Raw genomic sequence first — 17,702 nt, forward strand, 5'->3', positions numbered from 1 at the left:
AAACTGGTGGTAAGCGTGTGGTGCCGGTCAGGTTCCGGCGAGTCCCGTCGTCGCAATGCCTTTGATGATCTGGCGTTGAAAGAACAGGAAGACCACGATCAGGGGCAGCGCCGCCAATAACGCGGACGCCATGTTTTGCGCGTACTGGATGCCGTAGGCGCTCTTGATGGTTTGCAGGCCAACGGGGAGCGTGAGCAGGTTGCTGTCGTTGGTCGCGATGAACGGCCACAGGAAGTTGTTCCACGCGCCGATGAAAACAAAGATTGCGACGGCGGCCAGGATGGGCCGGGATAACGGCAGGATGATCTGGGTGAAGATCCGCAAGCGGCTTGCACCGTCCATGACTGCAGCTTCCTCGAGTTCGCGCGGGATCTGGTCGAAGAACCTCTTCAGCACGAACACCATGGCCGGGTGGATGACCTGCGGCAGGATGATGGCCCAGGATGTATCGATCAGGTTCAGCGACAACATCTGGTAGAAGAGCGGGATGATCAGCACGGGCGGCGGGACGATGATGGAGGCAATGATGACCGTCATCAGCACCCTCTTACCTTTGAAGTCGATCCTTGACAGCGCGTAGGCAACCAGCGCCGAGATCACCAGCGTTATCGCCGTGATGGCCGCCGAGGTATAGAGCGAGTTCCAGGTCCAGAGAGGAATGTTGCCGTCCTGGAAAACTTTGGCGAACGCGTCGAAGGTAAAGCCCGACGGCGGAACCCAGCTGATCTTTGAAGCCGCCGCATCCGTCTCGCTCTTGAACGCGGTGACGGTGGCCCAGGCGAAAGGGATCAGCCACAGGACGGCGATCACTGCGGCCAGGGCGACGGCGGCTATCCGGCCGATGGTGGGTTTCTTGCGGACGGGACGGAGCTTGTGGTTGCCAAGGCTCTGCGCGGAGCCGGCGGCCGTGCGGGTGAGTGTAGGTGTGGCCATGATTACGCACTCCTGCGGCGGGTGATGACGAACTGCATGATGGAGACCACCAGGATCAGTCCGAAGAAGATGTAGGAAATGGCTGCGGAGTAACCCAGCCGGTAACCGGTGAAGCCGGTCTCAAAGATGTACTGCACTACGGGCCGGGTTGATCCCGCGGGACCGCCCGCCGTCATTTGGTAGACCTGATCAAAGATCTTGAGCGATGCCAGGATCTGGAGGAGCACGATCATGACCGTAGTGGGTGCCAGCTGGGGCAACGTGATGGAAAAGAGCTGTCGCCAAGCACCCGCGCCGTCCAAGGAAGCCGCTTCATAATGCTGGGCCGGAATGTTCTGCATGGCCGCCAGATAGAGCAGGAAATTGAAACCCACAGTCCACCAAAGGGTGGCGATGACGATTGCCCACATGGCCACGTTGGGATCGTTGAGCCACGCAACTTTGGGTAGACCGACCTTGGAGAGCATGTCATTGAAGAGCCCGAGTTGGGGGTTGTACATCCATGTAAAAAACAGGGACACCACCGTGGATGCCAAGAGGTACGGCGCAAAGTAGGACAGGCGCCACAGCCACTGGGCCGGAAGCCCGATGTTGAGCAGCGCGGCCATCACCAGCGCCACGAGGACCAGCGGAACTGTGCTGATCACGGTGAAGTAGAGCGTGTTGCCCAGCGAATGCCACATGTCGGCGTCGCCGAACGCTTCGGTGTAGTTCGAAAAGCCGATAAGCCCGTTGTTGGCTCCGGTCAACGACTTGCCGGTGAGGCTCATGTAGAAGCCGTAAAGAATGGGCCAGACCAGAAAAACCAGGAAGAAGAGCAGGAACGGGGCGGCGAAACCCCAACCACTGATGTTGCTTTGCGTCCTGCTCACGGATCTCCGGCGGGACAGGGTAGTTGAACTCATGAAGGACTCCTTTGTCGCTCGGTATGTGAGCCGGTCAGACCGGGTTGGGACGGGAAAGAAGGGTATTGGTCCTGCGTTCGAAGGCATCCCAGCCCACGGAGGCCTTGTCCCGCCCCAACAGCACGTTCTGGATGTTCTCCCCGAAGTACGTCTGCCAGTCCGAGCCGGAGCCACTGAACCAGGACTCGGGATCATAGGCGATGATGTCCGCTGCGTTGGCGTAATGGATTTGCGGGGTCAGTTTCCGGTATTCGGGGGTCTTGACCACGGGCTGGAAGGCAGGAATGTGCCCTGCTTCCGCCCAGGACAGGGAACCCTTGAGGACATCGGTGACGAACTTGTAGACGTCCCGACGCTTCTCGTCATTGACCGTGAGCTGGCGTGGCAGCACAAACGAATGGGAGTCCGCGTAGGAAGCCGGAGTTCCGTAGAGAGTGGGAATGGTAGCCGCGTCAAAGGGCAAGCCGGCCTTCTTCATGGTGGGGATTTCCCAGACTCCGCTGAACAGCATGCCCGAGTCCCCCCGCGCGAACTCGGCGATGGCGGTATTGATGTCACCGCTGCTGGCGGCAATGGTGTCATCCAGGAGCAATGCCATGAACTCCAAGGACTCAACCGCCGCATCCCGGTCAACCTTCATGGGCTGGCCGGGCGTCAATTCGATGTCCGCTCCATGTTGCTTGTAGAGGGTGTAGAACAACCGCCACATTTGGGATCCAAGCGCCAGGTATCCAAAGGACAAGCCGTGCGCCTTGGTCACTTTCTGCATCTCCTTGGCCATGGCGACGAACTCCTGGGGCGAGTTGACCGCCTGGAGCTGGCCGTTACTGCCAAGAAGCCCTGCTTTTCCGGCGATGTCGGTGTTGTAAAACATCACGAACGGATGCGAATCAAGGGCAAGGGAGAAGACCTTGCCGTTTTGCTGGCTCTTCTCCCATATCCGCGGCGCGAAATCTGCGCTTGTGACACCGTGTTCTTCAAGAAGGCCTAGGTCCCATGGCTCGATCAGCCCACCCGGCGCGTACCCGGGGACCCGGCTGGCGTGCATGATAGCCACCTCGGGTGGCCGCCCGCCTGCCGAAGCCATAGCCAGCTTCGTGTAATACGGCGGCCCCCATGCAAGCACAGTGGGATGGACCTTGAAGCCAGGGTTAGCTTGGTTGGCTTTGTCGATCATGCCTTGCATCTTGATGCCGTCTCCGCCGGAGAGCAGATGCCAAAAATCGATGTTTTGGACCGCCGAAGCTTGGGCTGGTCCACCGCAACCGGTCAGGCTACCGGCGAGTGCCAGCCCTCCGAGGGCTGCTGATCCTGTCAATAACTGTCTCCGCGACAACTGTTTCCCGGCAAGGGATTCATACTGCTTCACCCGTCACTCCTTTGGATGGGTCCGCTGAAAAGGTCCAGCTTCCTTGCGTGAACTCAGTGCGAAATTCACTGCGAAAGCTCATTGCGAAATCTCAGTGCATAGTCCGGTTCCGGTGCGCCTGCGTTCGGAGGAAGGTGGCCCGACGGGTGACGCAGCACTCACATTACATCGATGTAATCGGCAGGGCAAGAGAAATTGTTAGCGCAAACATGATGAATTTAGCGAGTTGGCTGGCCTCAGGCCCGGCTGCTTTCCCTCTCCACAATGGAGAAGTCCACCGTGACTACGCGTTGGGCATGGCTCCTGTCCGCCATGCGCTCCGTGAGCAGCCGTAGGGCTTCCGTTGCGATCCTCCGCTTATCGAAGGAGACCGTGGTCAGCGAAGGGACCGCGTAGCGGCCATCGGCAATGTCATCGAAGCCGGCAACCGCAATGTCTTCCGGAACGCGCACACCACGCTTCCACAGAACACTCAGGGCGCCGATCGCCATGGAGTCCGTGAAGCAGAAGAGCGCTTCGGGAACCGGATGACCCTCCAGGTATTGGCTCAAGGCCTCGGCAGCAGCCCAAGGATGCCAACTCTCGCACGAAATCGTCAGCGACTCGTCCTGAGATATCCCCAAGGATTCAAGCGCGGCCTCGTAACCGGCCCTTCGCTGGACGGCGGTGGCTGAGTTCCGCCCGCGGTTCACACCCAGGACCGCAATGCGCCGCCGCCCCGGCTTGGCAAGGGCCAAGGTCATGTCCCTGGCCGCGGCAAAACTGTCCACGAACACCCTGTCAGCCAATTGCTGCGTCACTTCCCCCAGCAAGACCACCGGCGGCAACGCCACGCCCACCCGCACTGCGCTCTCATCAAGGACAACCGGGTTCAGTATGAGCCCATCGATGAGGTTGGAGCGGGCCCGGGTCAGCAGCTCCTCCTCGCGGTGCGGGTCCGAGCCGGTTTCCTCTATCTGGACACTCCAGCCTTGCTGGTGCGCAACCTCAACAATGTGGTGGGCGATCTCGGCGGAGAACGGGGTAGCGAGATCCGGAAGGGCCAACGCTATGACTCCCGACCTGCCATTGCGAAGGCCGCGGGCAGAGAGGTTGGGCACGTAATCGAGCTCCTGCATGGCCTGCTCAACCCGCTGACGCGTTGGGCCACTGACCGGCACGATTCCATTCATCACGTTCGAGACCGTTTTTGGTGACACCCCTGCCCGCAGGGCCACATCCTTAACCGTTGCCCGCAACAGTTCCCCTCGTGAAGTTATTGTCCGATTCCCCTGATGGTACGCGAATTCGGGCAGGTCCGCGCCCGGAAAGCGGCAGCAGGAACATGACGACTCTTAGTGACAGATAACGGTAAAGTGTCTACATGCCTAGGATCACGGCCGCCACCAATGCAGCCCAACGCGCCGCGACCCAACGCCGCATCTTGAAGGCTTTCGGCGAACTTCTCTTCACCCATGGACTGCCCGGCTTGACCATGACCGACGTCGCCCGCCACGCCGAGGTGGGGCGTACCGCCGTCTACAACTACTACGCCGACATGGAGCAGTTGCTCATTGCGTACGCCTTGGATGAGACGGAGCGGTTCATCGTGGATCTCAGGGAATCGCTTGAGGCGCTCGATAACCCCGTAGACAGACTTGCCCTGTACGTTCGTGCCCAAGTGGAGGACCTCAGCCGCCGCCACCTGCCGCCCGGGCCCGCGATGGCCGCCGTCCTGTCCCCTGGCTCGTTCGCCAAGCTCGCGAACCATGTGGGAGATCTCAACGTCCTCCTCCAGGACATCCTCCGTGATGGTGTGCAGCAGGGCTATCTCCCGGACATTGATATTGCCCAACTGGCCCGGCTCATTCACGGGACATTGTCGGCCAGTGCCGCCCGCCGCAATCGGCCGGCGGAGGAATCAAACGCAGCCATCGAATCCCCAACACCGCTCGAGACATATACCGCCCAGACGGTGCGCTTCATCCAATTGGGGGCCGGCGCACGGTTCGATGCAGCCGGACATGCCGTACGCCTGGACGAAGCGCGGCTTCTTTGTTCCGCGGGCGCTAGTGTCCCGCCGGGAGTGTCGGGACCACCGGCCATTTAGCGTTGTCCGCGATCCGCAGGTCCTCCCGCGGGCATTGCAGTTTGCCGGGACTCTGGTCCACGAGTTGAGGCTCCACCAAACGCTCGTAGCCGGCTGTGAGGATTACATCCACGGAACCGTCAGCGCGGTTGTCCTGGAAATAATCGGTGCCGGCAAGATTCCGTTGGATGTTGAAGGCTGCCGCCTGCCCCTTGACGCCAGAGACCACCACGCCAATACCTGTGTAGGCGGTGCTGCTGTTACTTACTTCGCCCACTTTGTAGCCGCGGGCCACAAACAGATCGGCCACGGTCTTCGCCAATCCGCCCCGGGTGGTGGCGTTGAAGACATTCAGGTTCACCGTTGCGTTGGGGACGTAGTCAAAGGTGGTGGTGGGGCACAGGCTGGTGGGCGCTTTGCTGGCCACCGCGGAGGGCACCTTGATCACTCCGTTCATGACGGCCCAAGCCCCTACAGCTCCGGCGCAGATCACGCCAACCAAAAGGACCAGGACAATGCCGTGCAGGAGCCGGCGGCCAAAACTACCGCGCCGCGCCTCCTCATCCTCGGCAAAAGTTGCCCGGAGCTCCTGGCCGGACACAACCCTGTGCCCGTGAAGCTGGGTGACGTCCCGAGGACGCCTAGCCATCGATCACCAACACACGGGCATGGATGGCAGTGCGTTGATGCAGCGCGGTGCGCACGGCCCTGTGGAGGCCATCTTCGAGGTACATGACGCCTTGGTACTGGACGACGTGCGGGAAAAGGTCACCGAAGAACGTGGAATCTTCGGCCAACAAGGCCTCCAAGTCCAGGGTCCTCTTAGTGGTCACCAAGTCATCGAGGCGGACTGGCCGCGGAGGCAGGGCCGCCCAGTCGCGTGGCGCGGTGTATCCATGGTCAGGGTACGGGCGTCCCTCGCCCACAGCTTTGAAGATCACCCTGCAAGCCTAGGGAAGAAGAGGCCGTAACGGAACTTTTGACCCCGGGCACGGACAGGTTGTAGCCAAAAGGTGATTATCGTGGTGGGGCGTCATAGCTGGGATCTGCCGCCTTGGGACTGACAGAATAGGGACATGACCCAACCGTTCCAAGGTACTGGCCGGACCGCTGCCCGCACCACGCCCCCGCTGGCGTTGCTGCTCGACGTCGACGGCCCCATCGCCAGTCCCGTGACGCGTGACGTCAAGCCGGACATCATCACCGATCTTGTGGCGCTTGCCTCGGCGGGCATCCCCGTTATCTTCAATACCGGCCGCTCAGATACGTTCATCCGTGAGCAGGTCATGGGGCCCATGATCGCTGCCGGAATACCCACCGACACGGTGATCCACGCTGTTTGCGAAAAAGGCGCGGTGTGGTTCAGCTACACCGCCCAAGGGGCAGGCCCCATCCATGTGGATAACGGGCTGGCTGTTCCGACGGCGTATGGAGACGACGTTCGCAGGCTCGTGGCCGAGGACTACTCGACGCATATGTTCTTCGACGAGACCAAGCGTGCCATGGTCTCGGTGGAGCAGCGCCTGGACGTCGCCAACGAGGATTACCTGGCGGAGCAGAAGCTCTTCGACTCCGACGCCTTGGACCTCATGGGCCGGCACGGCCTCGACGCCGCGATCCTGGACCACCACGCTCCCGAATCCGACGACGCCGCGGACTACAGGCTGGACCCCACCATCATCTCCACGGACATTGAATCGGTTCGGCTCGGCAAGGACCTGGGAGCCAGTAGGGCCGTGGAGCTCTTGGCGGCACACGGCATCACACCCCTCTCGTGGCGGACGGTAGGTGATTCCCGTACGGACTACGCCATGGCAGACTGGCTTCACCACAATGACCATGACGTCAAGCATGTGGACGTGAGACCCGCCGACGGTGTACCGGTGAAGCCCTACCCCATCCTCACGGCAACTGACCTGGGCCTCGCGGAGGACGTCATCCATGATGACGCCGGCGCTGCCTTCCTTCGCGGTTGGCGTGAAGCGCTGTCCATCTAGGCCGACACCCCGCAGATGCCCCCAAAGCTACCCGCCCCACAGATTCCGGAGAAAAACGCCATCACGCAAGCACCAGTTGATCCGATTTACCATGGCAGCCCCACCGTGGAAGAGGAGGCCGTTGCCGAGGCAGTCTCCCCTGCCGTCGTCGCGCACCTCAAGCACAGGTCCGACGTCGTCCGCCACCGCGGGCGGTACGCCATGGTCATCAGCGACCTGACCCCGCAGCAGGCCATGGTGTCCGATCTTCTGGCGGTCAGGGCAGCCTTGGAAGCAGCCGACGTCGACTTCATCCTGGTCAGGGGCAACGACGAACGTCCGGTCATTGCCGTGGACTGGGAGGCCCGCCGAGAGGTCCGGGAGGCACTGGTCCGGGCATTCCATGACGAGCCGTTTTATTCCATGACCGTTGACGCCAAACGGAAAGCCTCGGTCCTGGTTGCTGACGGTGAGTTGTCCGCAAACCGCAAAGCGAGGATCTTCCGGTTGTACCGGCCCAGGGTGGAACCGGGCGGTGGCCTCTGGTACGGACCGGCTTTGGGCGTGCAGCTTGAGTTGTGGAGGTTCGAGGGCGACCATCTGGAGCTTCCCGTGGAGAATTCCTTGACCCGCCGCACAATGCTCCGGCAGGACGCGGTGCGCGGCACAGTCCAACGGCACGGCCTGGCGTGGCCCACCATCGAGAACATGTTTGCCGACCACGCCAGCGACATCGACTTCGATATCGACATCGTCTTTTCCTGGGTGGACGGCAGCGACCCGGCCTACATTGCAGCACGACGCGCCCAGCAGGCCGGAGCGGTCCTCGGTGAAGGCGACGACCATGAGGCACGCTTCCGGCAGATCGATGAGCTCAAATACGCGCTCCGGTCCGTGCACATGTTCGCACCGTGGATCCGCCGGATCTTCATCGCCACCGATTCCCCGGCGCCGAAATGGCTCGCGGACCACCCATCTGTCACGATCGTCCGCAGCGAGGAATTCTTTGCCGACCCGTCGGTGCTGCCCACGCACAATTCCCAAGCAGTGGAATGCCAGCTGCACCACATTGAGGGATTGTCAGAGCATTTCCTCTACTCCAACGACGACATGTTCTTTGGCCGCCCGGTGGGACCGGACATGTTCTTCACACCGGGCGGCATCACCAAGTTCATCGAGGCCGACACCCGGATCGGCCTCGGTGAGAACGATGCCGAACGCAGCGGTTTCGAGAACGCAGCGCGGGTTAACCGCAAACTGCTGTGGGAAAGGTTCGGCCGGATCACCACCCGCCACCTCGAGCACACCGCTGCACCGCTACGCCGCAGCGTGGTGGCCAAGATGGAGAAGGAGTTCCCTGCGGAATTCACCAAGACCGCGGCCAGCCGTTTCAGGGCGGCCGACAACATCTCAGTGACCAATTCCTTCTACCACTACTACGCCCTGCTGACGGGCCGCGCGGTCACCCAGACCGCTGCGAAAGTCCGGTATGTGGATACCACCATGTGGGCCGGACTCCATTATCTGCCGAAGCTTCTGGCCAAGCGTCACATGGACTTTTTCTGCCTCAACGACGGCAGCTTTCCTGAGGTCGAGGCCGATGAGCGTGCCGAAGTGGTGACGGACTTCCTGGAGAAGTACTTCCCCGTCAAGGCACCCTGGGAGAAATAAGGGTTCCGCGGCGCGAGTGCTTGGGAATCCGGACACCGGCTTCGGCGAGCCTCCGCTGCACCTCAGCGGCGTCCAAGGGTTCGCCCACTGTCTCTCCGCCGGACATCGGGACCACCGAGTGCACAATCGTGTGCTCGTAAACGTGGACCATGTTGTAGGACTGGGCACCGTCGCGACCGCGCTGGCCGCCTGCGCGCACGCCCAGGTCCTGCGTGTAGCACGTGGCAGAGGCGACCGATACCGGAATGCCGGCGAAGTCCGCCGTCGTCGAGTAATGCAGGTGGCCGCCGAGGATGGCGCGGACGTCCGTACCCCGGACGACGGCGGCCAGGTCGGCTTGGCCGCGAAGCTCCACCAAAACGGCCATATCCTGGACGCAGGGCACAGGCGGGTGATGCATCGCCAGGATCGTGCCGTCCGGCGCTGGTGTGGCCAATTCCGAAGCCAGCCAGTCCAGCTGCGACTCGGACAACTGCCCGTAGTGGTAGCCCGGAACTGTGGTGTCCAGAGTGATGATGCGTAGGCCGTTCACAAAGTAGCTGCGGTCCACCGGATCCTGGGGCCGGCTGGCTTCGGAAGCGTCGTGGAAAGCTGCCCGGAAATTGGCCCTGTTGTCATGGTTGCCCATGGCCCAGATGGCCCGGGCACCCAATGAGCGGCACACAGGCTCGATCATGGTGCGCAAGCGCAGGTACGCCTCGGTTTCACCCTTGTCCGCCAAATCCCCGGTAAAGACGATGGCCTCGGGCCTGATACGGGAGGCCACGATCTGATCGCAGATCTCCTGAAGCCTGGCTGCGCTGTCCACCGAGCCATGAAGCTCGTTCGGTCCCCCCACCAAGTGAAGATCGCTCAAGTGCAAAAGCACATGACCTGGTTTGGGGTGTTCGGCCTCGATGAGCTCCATAGCTGCCTTAGCGTTTGGTGGGAGACGGCGTCTCCCGTGTCAATCCAGTTGCCTTAATCCAACCAGACAGAAAGCCAACAACAAGCTAATTCGGGGCGGAATGTTGGAAAATTGCTTTCTTGCAACAGGGTCCGCGGCGTAGGAACAGGGTCTAGGGGGTTGGGACCAGCAGTGAGGAAAGCTGCGCGATCACGCCATCAGGGCGTCGCACGAGGCCCGGTGCGACCAAGACATAACCGGGCGGCAGGACCACCGCGGTGAGCGTGCCGGGGATGATCGCCACGGGAGAGGTGGGCGATGGTGCTTGAACCGGCGGGGCTGTGGGGGTCACTGCGGGCGGCAGCACTGTCGGGGTCAGCAGCGGAGGTGTCACGGCCGGCGCCTTGGAGGACGGGACCGGAGCCGGAGCTTTGGGCACGGGGGCGGGGGTGGGGGTGACGACAGCTGTCGGAGTCGACGCCGGCGTCTGGATTGGCGTCGCAGCTGGCGTCGGTGTGGCAGTCGCCGTCGGGGTGGCAGTCGGCGTCGGCGTCGGCGTCGGTGTGGCAGTCGCCGTCGGCGTCGGCGTAACAGCTGGGGCAGGCGTGGTGGCCTGGGTGGGTGTGGTCGATCCCGAGGATGCGGGCGGAACAGTTGACGGCGGAGCAGCGACGGATGGATTAGGTGCCGCGACGGCGGGCTGGCCAGCCGCTGGCGCAGTGACCACTGGGGGTGCCACGGCCACTTCCTGGTCGCCGCCAATGACCGCGCGGTTGCTGGCGTCGGCGATCGGGACGGCCCACTGCGGTGCGGTGGATACTCCCGTGCCTACGCCTGGTTCATAACTCACCATGGTGATGTTCTGCAGCTGATCCACTTGGCGGGTAGGCAGGTAGATCCAGCCGTTGGGGTTGGTGTGGAGACCGTTGACAATCGTCTCGAAGTGGAGGTGGCAACCGGTGGACCATCCCGTCGTTCCCACCTCGGCGATGACTTGGCCCACCTGAATCGACTGCCCCAGAGTCACGCCAATGCCCTGCAGGTGGTTGTACGTGGTGACAAGGCCGTTTCCATGATCAATTTCCACACGGTTTCCGCCGCCCCAAGGGTGCCACCCTACTGCTCGGACCACCCCGGCGTCGGCGGCGTAAACCCGGGTACCGCAGGCTGCGGCATAATCTTGGCCCCAGTGGAAATCATTGGGCAGGCCGGTGATCGGACTGATGCGCCACCCGTAGGGCGAACTCGGATTCAGGACCTCCAGGGGCGCGTACAGGCTTCCGGCCGGAGGCCTCGCCAAGCCGGCGGAAGCAACATTCAGCGCACCGGATCCGTCCTTGCCCACAGCGCGGACCACGGCACGGTCGAAGGAGAGCATCGGCGTCCCAGGCATTTGTGCCGGAGGGTCAGGATTGGGATCGATCACGGCGGTCTGCGCGTCCGGGGGCACGAGGGTCCCCAGGGCCAGAGCTCCTGCCAAGGCCTGCGTCGAGGGTCCATCGGCCGAACCAACCGTCACGGAGTTCAGTGGCTGGAAACCGAAAGCGAAGAACGCGGAGACGGCAATGAAACACGCCAGCGCGACTCGCCCGAAGCGGCCCATACGCACGAGCTGGAGGACCTTGCTTGAATCATGATGCTTGCCCACAAAACACTCCCCAAAGCCAGCGGCACCAAACCCCAGCCTGGCGTGCAATCCCCATTGTGGCCGCAATCACACCAGAAATAAAGGGCTCCCCATGGCAGGTACTGGAAAGGTTCGCTCAGTTTTTGCTCAAGACGTCCTGAGGTTCTCCGGCGCTTGTCTGTACAGCTCAGGCAAAGCGCGGTCGAATGGACTACATGAGGAATTACCTCACTGAGTACAGGCACGAACTGCAGCGCACCTTCACGGGAACCTCAGGCACGCCACCGGAGTGGGTGCCGCGCCTCGCGGAAGGGAACGACGCCGGTTATTACCTGCCCGGCTCAGCCGTCTGGGCAGTTCACGGCCAAGTGGCCACCATCATTGCCGGCATCAGGGTGTTGTTGATGCAGGCGCTGCACCCTGGCGCACTTGCCGGCGTCTACGAGCACTCCGGCTTCCAAAAGGATCCCCTCGGCCGCCTGGCCAACACCATCCGCTGGATCTTCACGGTGACCTACGGTTCCAAGGACGCGGCGGAAGCAGCCACTCTCCGCGTACGAAAGATCCACGAGCGCGTCCGTGGCACCTATGTGGATGGCATGGGCGCCCGGCGTGATTACGCCGCCAACGATCCCGAACTCCTTCGCTGGGTCCACGTCACCTATGCCGACTCGTTTATTACGGCCAACCGCATCTGGGGGCAGGCCATCCCAGGTGGCCCGGATGCCTACGTCCGTGAGTGGGCGGTGGCGGGCCAACTGATGGGAGTGCAGGACCCACCCGTCACCTATGCACAGGTCCGTGAGGAATTGGAGGGGTGGTATTCCTCCGGGGTGCTGCGTGCAGATGAACGCCTCGCCGAGACAGTATCCTTCATACGAACGCCGCCGCTCAGCCCGCTCCTCAGGCCCGGATACCGCATCCTGTTCGCGGCCGCCGTCGCAAGCTTGGAACCAAAGTACCGCGCCATACTGGGGATCGGCCCTGCCCGGCTTGGCCCCATCCCGCTGCCCGTCATCACCGCAGCGAGGGCCGTGCTGGGAATGGTTCGCTTGGCACTGGGATCGCATGGTCCAAGTGAGCTCGCTGCCCGCCGCAGGTTGCAGCGGCTTGGCTACGCGCAGGTGTGACACCCCCGCACTGACGAGGGGTTAGCTCTCGCGGCTTTGATGTTTCCAAAGCCCCAAAAGCTAACCCCTCGGCGTCATTCCTGGCGTACTGCCTAGATCAGGTGGTCGGACAAGTGGTTCGGGGTGCCGAACCGGTGCGCCGTGATGGAGACAGCCTGCTCGCGGAGGAACGGCAGCATCTCGATGCGGCCGGCTTGGGTCACAGCGCCGTGGTAAACCGCGACGTCGGGACGGCCACCCATGGCTGCGCTCAGCGCGGCGAAGTCGCCACCGATGAGGCGGATGCGGCCGGCGTCGAAGTTCGCTGCACGGGCCAGCCACGCGGCGTCGTCCTCGATCCGAACGCTGACGCCCAGGTCCGCGAACACGGATACCACAGCGTCAGGAAGTACGACGGCGGAGCTGACCTTGAGCGCCGAACCGGCCACTGCACCGGCTGCTACTACGCGGATCAGTTCAGCGAGTGTCTCCCCTTCGGAGAGGCGGATGGTGACAGGCAGTGAGCGATAGCGGAAGACGTTGCGTTCTGCAGTCAGCGCGGACACGTCCTTGACCGTGCCGAACTCGGTTTCCCATGCTGTGGCATCGCTGAAGAGGGCCTGCTGGAGGGTCTGGATTTCCTCAGCGGAGACGCCGGCGGACTTAGCAGCAGCGAGCAGCCGGGCAGCCGCACCTTGAAGGACGGTGCCGCGCTTGGGCTTGGCTTCTGCGGGAAGCCAGGAGCCCAAACCGATGAGGTAGTTCGGGCCACCGGCCTTGGTTCCGGCCCCAACCGCGGACTTCTTCCAGCCACCGAAGGGCTGGCGCTGGACGATCGCACCGGTGATGCCGCGGTTGACGTAAAGGTTTCCGGCCTGGATGTTCTCCAGCCAGACACCCATCTCAGCGGAATCCAGGGAGTGAAGCCCTGCCGTGAGGCCGTACTCGATCTCGTTCTGGATGGCGATGGCTTCTTCAAGGGTGTCAGCGGTCATGACGCCGAGCACGGGGCCAAAGAACTCCGTCAGGTGGAAGTACGAACCGCGCTTCACACCCGAACGGATGCCCGGGGACCACAAACGGCCGGTCTCGTCGAGGCGCTCGGGCTTGATGGCCCACGTTTCGCCGTCGCCCAGTGTGGTGAGGGCGTTGAGGAGCTTGCCGTTGGCCGGTTCGATGATCGGCCCCATCTGGGACGTGGCGTTATCCGGGTAGCCGACCGTCAGGGATCGGGCAGCATCGATCAGCTGGTTGTGGAAGCGCGCGCTCTTTGCCACCGAGCCCACCAGGATCACCAGTGATGCGGCAGAGCACTTCTGGCCAGCATGTCCGAACGCCGAGTGCACGACGTCCTTGGCAGCGAGGTCCAGGTCGGCACTCGGGGTGACGATGATGGCGTTCTTACCCGACGTTTCCGCGAGCAGCGGCAGGTCTTGGCGGAACGAACGGAACAGCTCGGCAGTTTCGTAGCCACCAGTGAGGATGACGCGGTCCACACTCGGGTGCGAAACGAGGTGGGTGCCCAGCTCGCGCTCTTCAAGCTGAACCAGTGCCAACACTTCGCGGGGCACACCGGCTTCCCAGAGGGCGTCGACCATCACCGAACCGGAGCGGCGGGCCTGCTTTGCGGGCTTGATCACGACGGCGGAACCTGACGCCAACGCTGCGAGCGTGGAGCCCGCAGGAATCGCAACCGGGAAGTTCCACGGCGGGGTCACCACGGTGAGGTTCGCCGGGACGAACGTGGCGCCGTCGACCGTTTCCAGGTCCTTGGCGCGCTCGGCGTAGTAGTGCGCGAAGTCGATCGCTTCACTGACCTCGGGGTCGCCTTGGTCGATGGTCTTGCCGGTTTCGGAAGCCATGACCTCAAGGAGTTCGGCGCGGCGGGACTCGAGGACTTCGCCGGCACGGTGCAGGATGGCTGCGCGTTCGGCTGCGGGGCGGGCACCCCAGGCCTTGCCGTGGACCACGGCGGTGGCGATGATGCGGTCCAGCTCCGCGGCGTCGGAAACCTTGGTGGATTCCACGATCTTGTTGCCGGCCGTGGAACCGGGGATGCGGGCCAGGATGTCGCGGCCCCAGGCACGGTTCGCCGGGAGGGCCGGGTCGGTGTCAGGGGTGTTGCGGAAGCCTTCGAGCGGGGCGGGCTCGGCCGGGAGGCGGCGGTCCTGCTTGCGGTTCGGGCCCGGGACCTCGTCCTTCATATTGGCCAAGGAAGCGAGGAAGCGCTCCTGTTCGCGCTTAAAGAGGCCCTCGTTTTCGCTGAGCTCAAACACGGCCGACATGAAGTTTTCCTGGCTGGCACCCTCTTCGAGGCGACGGATCAGGTAGGCGATGGCGACATCGAACTCACCCGGGTGGACCACGGGCGTGTAGAGGAGGAGGCTGCCGACATCCTTGCGGACAGCGGTGGCTTGGCCCGTTGCCATGCCCAGGAGCATTTCGAACTCGATCGCTTTCTGTCCCTGCCCGGCAATCCCGCGCTGCTTGGCCAGAAGCCAGGCAAACGCGACGTCGAAGAGGTTGTGGCCCGCGACGCCGATGCGGACCGCGTCAATGCGCTCCGGGGTGAGGGCGTAGTTGATGACGTTCTTGTAGCTGGTGTCCGAGTCCTGCTTGGAGCCCCAAGTGGCCAGCGGCCAATCGTGCAGGGAAGCTTCAACCTGTTCCATGGGAAGGTTGGCGCCCTTGACCACGCGGACCTTGATGGGAGCCCCACCCTTGGCCCGGCGTGCAGCGGCCCACTCCTGCAATTCCTGCATGGCGCCGAGGGCGTCCGGGAGGTAGGCCTGGAGGACGATCCCGGCTTCCAGGTTCTTGAACTCGGGCATATCCAGGATGCGCTTGAACACCGCGATGGTCATGCTGAGGTCCTTGTACTCCTCCATGTCCAGGTTGATGAACTTGGGCTTGGGGAAGGACGCTGAGAGGCGGTAAAGCGGGGTGAGCTTCTCCACCACGTGATCGACCGCTTCGTCGAAAGCCCATGGGGAGTGCGGAGCCACGGTGGAGGATTCCTTGATGGACACGTAGTCCACGTCCTCGCGGGCCAGCAACTTCAGGGTGCCTTCCAGGCGGCGCTGCGCCTCGTGCTCACCGAGGACGGCTTCGCCGAGGAGGTTCACGTTCAGGTGTACGCCGTCCTGCCGGATCTTCGCGATTGCGGGACCAAGCTTGGCATCGGTGGCGTCAACGATCAGGTGGCCCACCATTTCGCGGAGCACGCGGCGGGCGATCGGGATAACCACCTGCGGCATGATCGGCGCCATGACACCGCCCACGCGGACAGCGCTGCGCATGTACCAAGGAAGGAACTTGGGCACCTTCGGTGCAAGCTCGGCGAGTTTGCGGCCGGCGACGGACAGATCCTCCGGGCGGATGACGCCGTCGACGAACCCAACGGTGAACTCCAAGCCGTTCGGATCCTTGAGGACACCTGCGAGGCGCTGGGCGGACACATCCACAGGGATCTTGCTGGCTTCGGTCAACCAGTGACGAACCAACGCGATGGCTTCTTGGGCCAAGGCATCAAATTGGCCTGAATCCTCGGTGCTCGGGGTGCTGGCATCCGGGAGGGTGCTGGTCATGGAGGCTCCTTCTGGGGCGGAGAAGTTTGTTTGTTTCCATCAGTATGGATCTACAATTCCATTAGGAAAAGCGATCTTTTCTGACGAATATTCATTATCCAATCCGATCCTTTGGAGGCTGCGTTGCTGGATGTCCGCAGGCTGCGTTTACTGCACGAATTGAAGATCCGCGGAACGCTGGCCGAGGTGGCCGACGCGATGCAGTACAGCCCCTCGTCGGTCTCCCAGCAATTGACACTCCTGGAGAAGGAAGCCGGGGTGGAATTGCTCCGCAAAGCCGGCAGGCGTGTACAACTGACCCCGCAAGCCGAGATCCTCGTGGCCCATACAGCTGCGCTCCTGGAAACCCTCGAACGGGCCGAGACCGAGCTGGCGGCATCACTGTCCATGGTGACAGGAACGGTTCGCTTGGCCGTCTTCCAATCCGCCGCGTTGGCACTGCTGCCGGACTTTCTCAGTATCATGCGTCACGAGTACCCGGAGGTGCGCGTGGAGATGACCCAGCGTGAACCCGAGACCGCTCTGTATGAAACCTGGGCGCGCGACTTTGACCTGGTGGTAGCGGAGCAATACCCCGGCCACGCAGCACCCCATCACAGCGGCCTCGATCGGGCGATCCTCACTAGTGACGCTATCCGCTTAGCCACTCCCCCGGTTGGCCTCGGTGGCGAGTCGGTATCTTCCTTGGCGGACACGGCCACCATGCCATGGGTCATGGAACCCCGTGGTGCAGCGTCACGCCATTGGGCTGAGCAGGCCTGCCGGTCGGCAGGGTTTGAACCCGATGTCCGTTACGAAACCGCGGACCTCCAAGCCCAGATCCGCCTCATCGAATCCGGAAATGCGGTAGCCCTCATGCCGGATCTCGTATGGACCGGCCGAACCCGCCCGGTCAAACTCATAGACCTGCCGGGTCTACCCAACCGCACAGTTTTTACGTCCACCCGAACCGCTGGCCGCGTCCACCCCGCCATCCTCGCCTGCCGCGAAGTCCTCGAACGCGTCGCGGCGGCCCAGCAGGAGGATACTGCCGGTTAGGCTGCGCTGAGAGGACAGGAGAGTCGCCATGTCATTTGTTCGCCGGTTCGATCACGTCGGAATCACGGTAACCAACCTTGAGGCCGCGCTGGCCTTTTTCACCACCCTGGGGCTGGAGGTGGAGGGACGGATGTTCATGGAAGGCGAATTCGTGGACACTGTGATCGGAATTCCAGGCTCCCGGAGTGAGATTGCCACGCTGCGAACGCCCGACGGCGGGACCGCCGTCGAGCTGTCCAGCTTCACCTATCCGCCCCATGGCCCCGGCTCGCCCCAAGCGATGTCGACTGAACCGGGATTGCGGAACGTCACCTTCGAGGTGGACGACCTCGACGGCGCCCTCGCCCGGCTTTCGCGGGACGGCTACGGGCTGGTTGGCGGCGTCGGAGAATACGAAGGCGTATGGCGCATGGCTTACGTCCGAGGGCCGGACGGGATCATCGTGTCCTTGGCCGAGCGTCGACGTTAGTTCCGGAACGCAGCCCGCGGCTACCAACCCAGAGAATCCGGACAAAGAAAAACACCCCGGTCCG

The 17,702-nt window shown here is 62.9% G+C and carries 15 protein-coding genes; 6 read left to right on the forward strand and 9 right to left on the reverse strand.

Annotated features, from left to right (window positions below; all coding sequences use genetic code 11):
• Positions 1–27: 27 nt before the first annotated feature.
• The 4 genes from QRN42_RS10695 to QRN42_RS10710 form a co-directional block, all read right to left on the reverse strand.
• Positions 28–933: a carbohydrate ABC transporter permease gene (locus QRN42_RS10695; RefSeq protein ID WP_284979161.1), complete on the reverse strand. Its 906-nt coding sequence runs from the start codon at positions 931–933 to the stop codon at positions 28–30.
• Between the two features lie 2 nt (positions 934–935).
• Entirely contained in the window at positions 936–1,838 is a 903-nt protein-coding gene (locus QRN42_RS10700; RefSeq protein WP_284979162.1) for a carbohydrate ABC transporter permease, read from the reverse strand.
• A gap of 34 nt (positions 1,839–1,872) precedes the next feature.
• Positions 1,873–3,207, reverse strand: coding sequence for an extracellular solute-binding protein (locus QRN42_RS10705; RefSeq protein ID WP_284979163.1), 1,335 nt, complete (start codon positions 3,205–3,207; stop codon positions 1,873–1,875).
• A 236-nt stretch (positions 3,208–3,443) separates the two neighbouring features.
• Positions 3,444–4,445, reverse strand: a complete 1,002-nt coding sequence (locus QRN42_RS10710) for a LacI family DNA-binding transcriptional regulator (protein ID WP_284979164.1) — start codon at positions 4,443–4,445, stop codon at positions 3,444–3,446.
• Between the two features lie 125 nt (positions 4,446–4,570).
• Between QRN42_RS10710 and QRN42_RS10715 the strand changes: the two genes are divergently transcribed.
• On the forward strand, positions 4,571–5,296 hold the full coding sequence (locus tag QRN42_RS10715; RefSeq protein ID WP_284979165.1) for a TetR/AcrR family transcriptional regulator: 726 nt from the start codon (positions 4,571–4,573) through the stop codon (positions 5,294–5,296).
• Here QRN42_RS10715 and QRN42_RS10720 read toward each other — a convergent pair.
• Together QRN42_RS10720 and QRN42_RS10725 are read right to left on the reverse strand one after the other, a co-directional pair.
• Positions 5,256–5,924 (reverse strand): LytR C-terminal domain-containing protein, encoded by a 669-nt coding sequence (locus tag QRN42_RS10720; RefSeq protein ID WP_284979166.1) that lies wholly within the window; start codon positions 5,922–5,924, stop codon positions 5,256–5,258. The genes QRN42_RS10715 and QRN42_RS10720 overlap by 41 nt on opposite strands.
• Positions 5,917–6,216, reverse strand: coding sequence for a type II toxin-antitoxin system VapB family antitoxin (locus QRN42_RS10725; RefSeq protein ID WP_144661451.1), 300 nt, complete (start codon positions 6,214–6,216; stop codon positions 5,917–5,919). Before QRN42_RS10725 ends, QRN42_RS10720 begins: the two co-directional genes overlap by 8 nt.
• 135 nt (positions 6,217–6,351) lie before the next feature.
• On the opposite strand from QRN42_RS10725, the gene QRN42_RS10730 reads away from it, so the two are divergent.
• The gene (locus QRN42_RS10730) at positions 6,352–7,272 is read left to right on the forward strand and encodes a Cof-type HAD-IIB family hydrolase (protein ID WP_284979167.1); all 921 of its coding nucleotides are present in this window, start codon (positions 6,352–6,354) and stop codon (positions 7,270–7,272) included.
• Positions 7,273–7,287: 15 nt separating this feature from the next.
• Positions 7,288–8,922: a stealth family protein gene (locus QRN42_RS10735; RefSeq protein WP_284979168.1), complete on the forward strand. Its 1,635-nt coding sequence runs from the start codon at positions 7,288–7,290 to the stop codon at positions 8,920–8,922.
• On the opposite strand, the gene QRN42_RS10740 is transcribed toward QRN42_RS10735, so the two are convergent.
• Both QRN42_RS10740 and QRN42_RS10745 read right to left on the reverse strand, forming a co-directional pair.
• On the reverse strand, positions 8,900–9,829 hold the full coding sequence (locus QRN42_RS10740; protein WP_284979169.1) for a phosphodiesterase: 930 nt from the start codon (positions 9,827–9,829) through the stop codon (positions 8,900–8,902). The genes QRN42_RS10735 and QRN42_RS10740 overlap by 23 nt on opposite strands.
• A 151-nt stretch (positions 9,830–9,980) precedes the next feature.
• Positions 9,981–11,456, reverse strand: coding sequence for a M23 family metallopeptidase (locus QRN42_RS10745; RefSeq protein ID WP_284979170.1), 1,476 nt, complete (start codon positions 11,454–11,456; stop codon positions 9,981–9,983).
• Positions 11,457–11,641: 185 nt separating this feature from the next.
• Here QRN42_RS10745 and QRN42_RS10750 point away from each other — a divergent pair, with 185 nt between their 5' ends.
• A complete protein-coding gene (locus QRN42_RS10750) occupies positions 11,642–12,565 on the forward strand; it encodes an oxygenase MpaB family protein (RefSeq protein WP_284979171.1) in 924 nt (307 codons plus the stop codon).
• A gap of 92 nt (positions 12,566–12,657) precedes the next feature.
• Here the strand turns inward: QRN42_RS10750 and QRN42_RS10755 are convergent, their stop codons facing one another.
• Entirely contained in the window at positions 12,658–16,131 is a 3,474-nt protein-coding gene (locus QRN42_RS10755; protein ID WP_284979172.1) for a bifunctional proline dehydrogenase/L-glutamate gamma-semialdehyde dehydrogenase, read from the reverse strand.
• Positions 16,132–16,254: 123 nt separating this feature from the next.
• Between QRN42_RS10755 and QRN42_RS10760 the strand changes: the two genes are divergently transcribed.
• Positions 16,255–17,169, forward strand: a complete 915-nt coding sequence (locus QRN42_RS10760) for a LysR substrate-binding domain-containing protein (protein WP_284979446.1) — start codon at positions 16,255–16,257, stop codon at positions 17,167–17,169.
• Positions 17,170–17,197: 28 nt separating this feature from the next.
• A complete protein-coding gene (locus QRN42_RS10765; protein ID WP_284979173.1) occupies positions 17,198–17,638 on the forward strand; it encodes a VOC family protein in 441 nt (146 codons plus the stop codon).
• Positions 17,639–17,702 lie beyond the last annotated feature (64 nt).

It is taken from the genome of Arthrobacter sp. fls2-241-R2A-200 (genome assembly GCF_030209745.1).
In the GTDB taxonomy this organism is placed as follows: Bacteria; Actinomycetota; Actinomycetes; order Actinomycetales; family Micrococcaceae; genus Arthrobacter.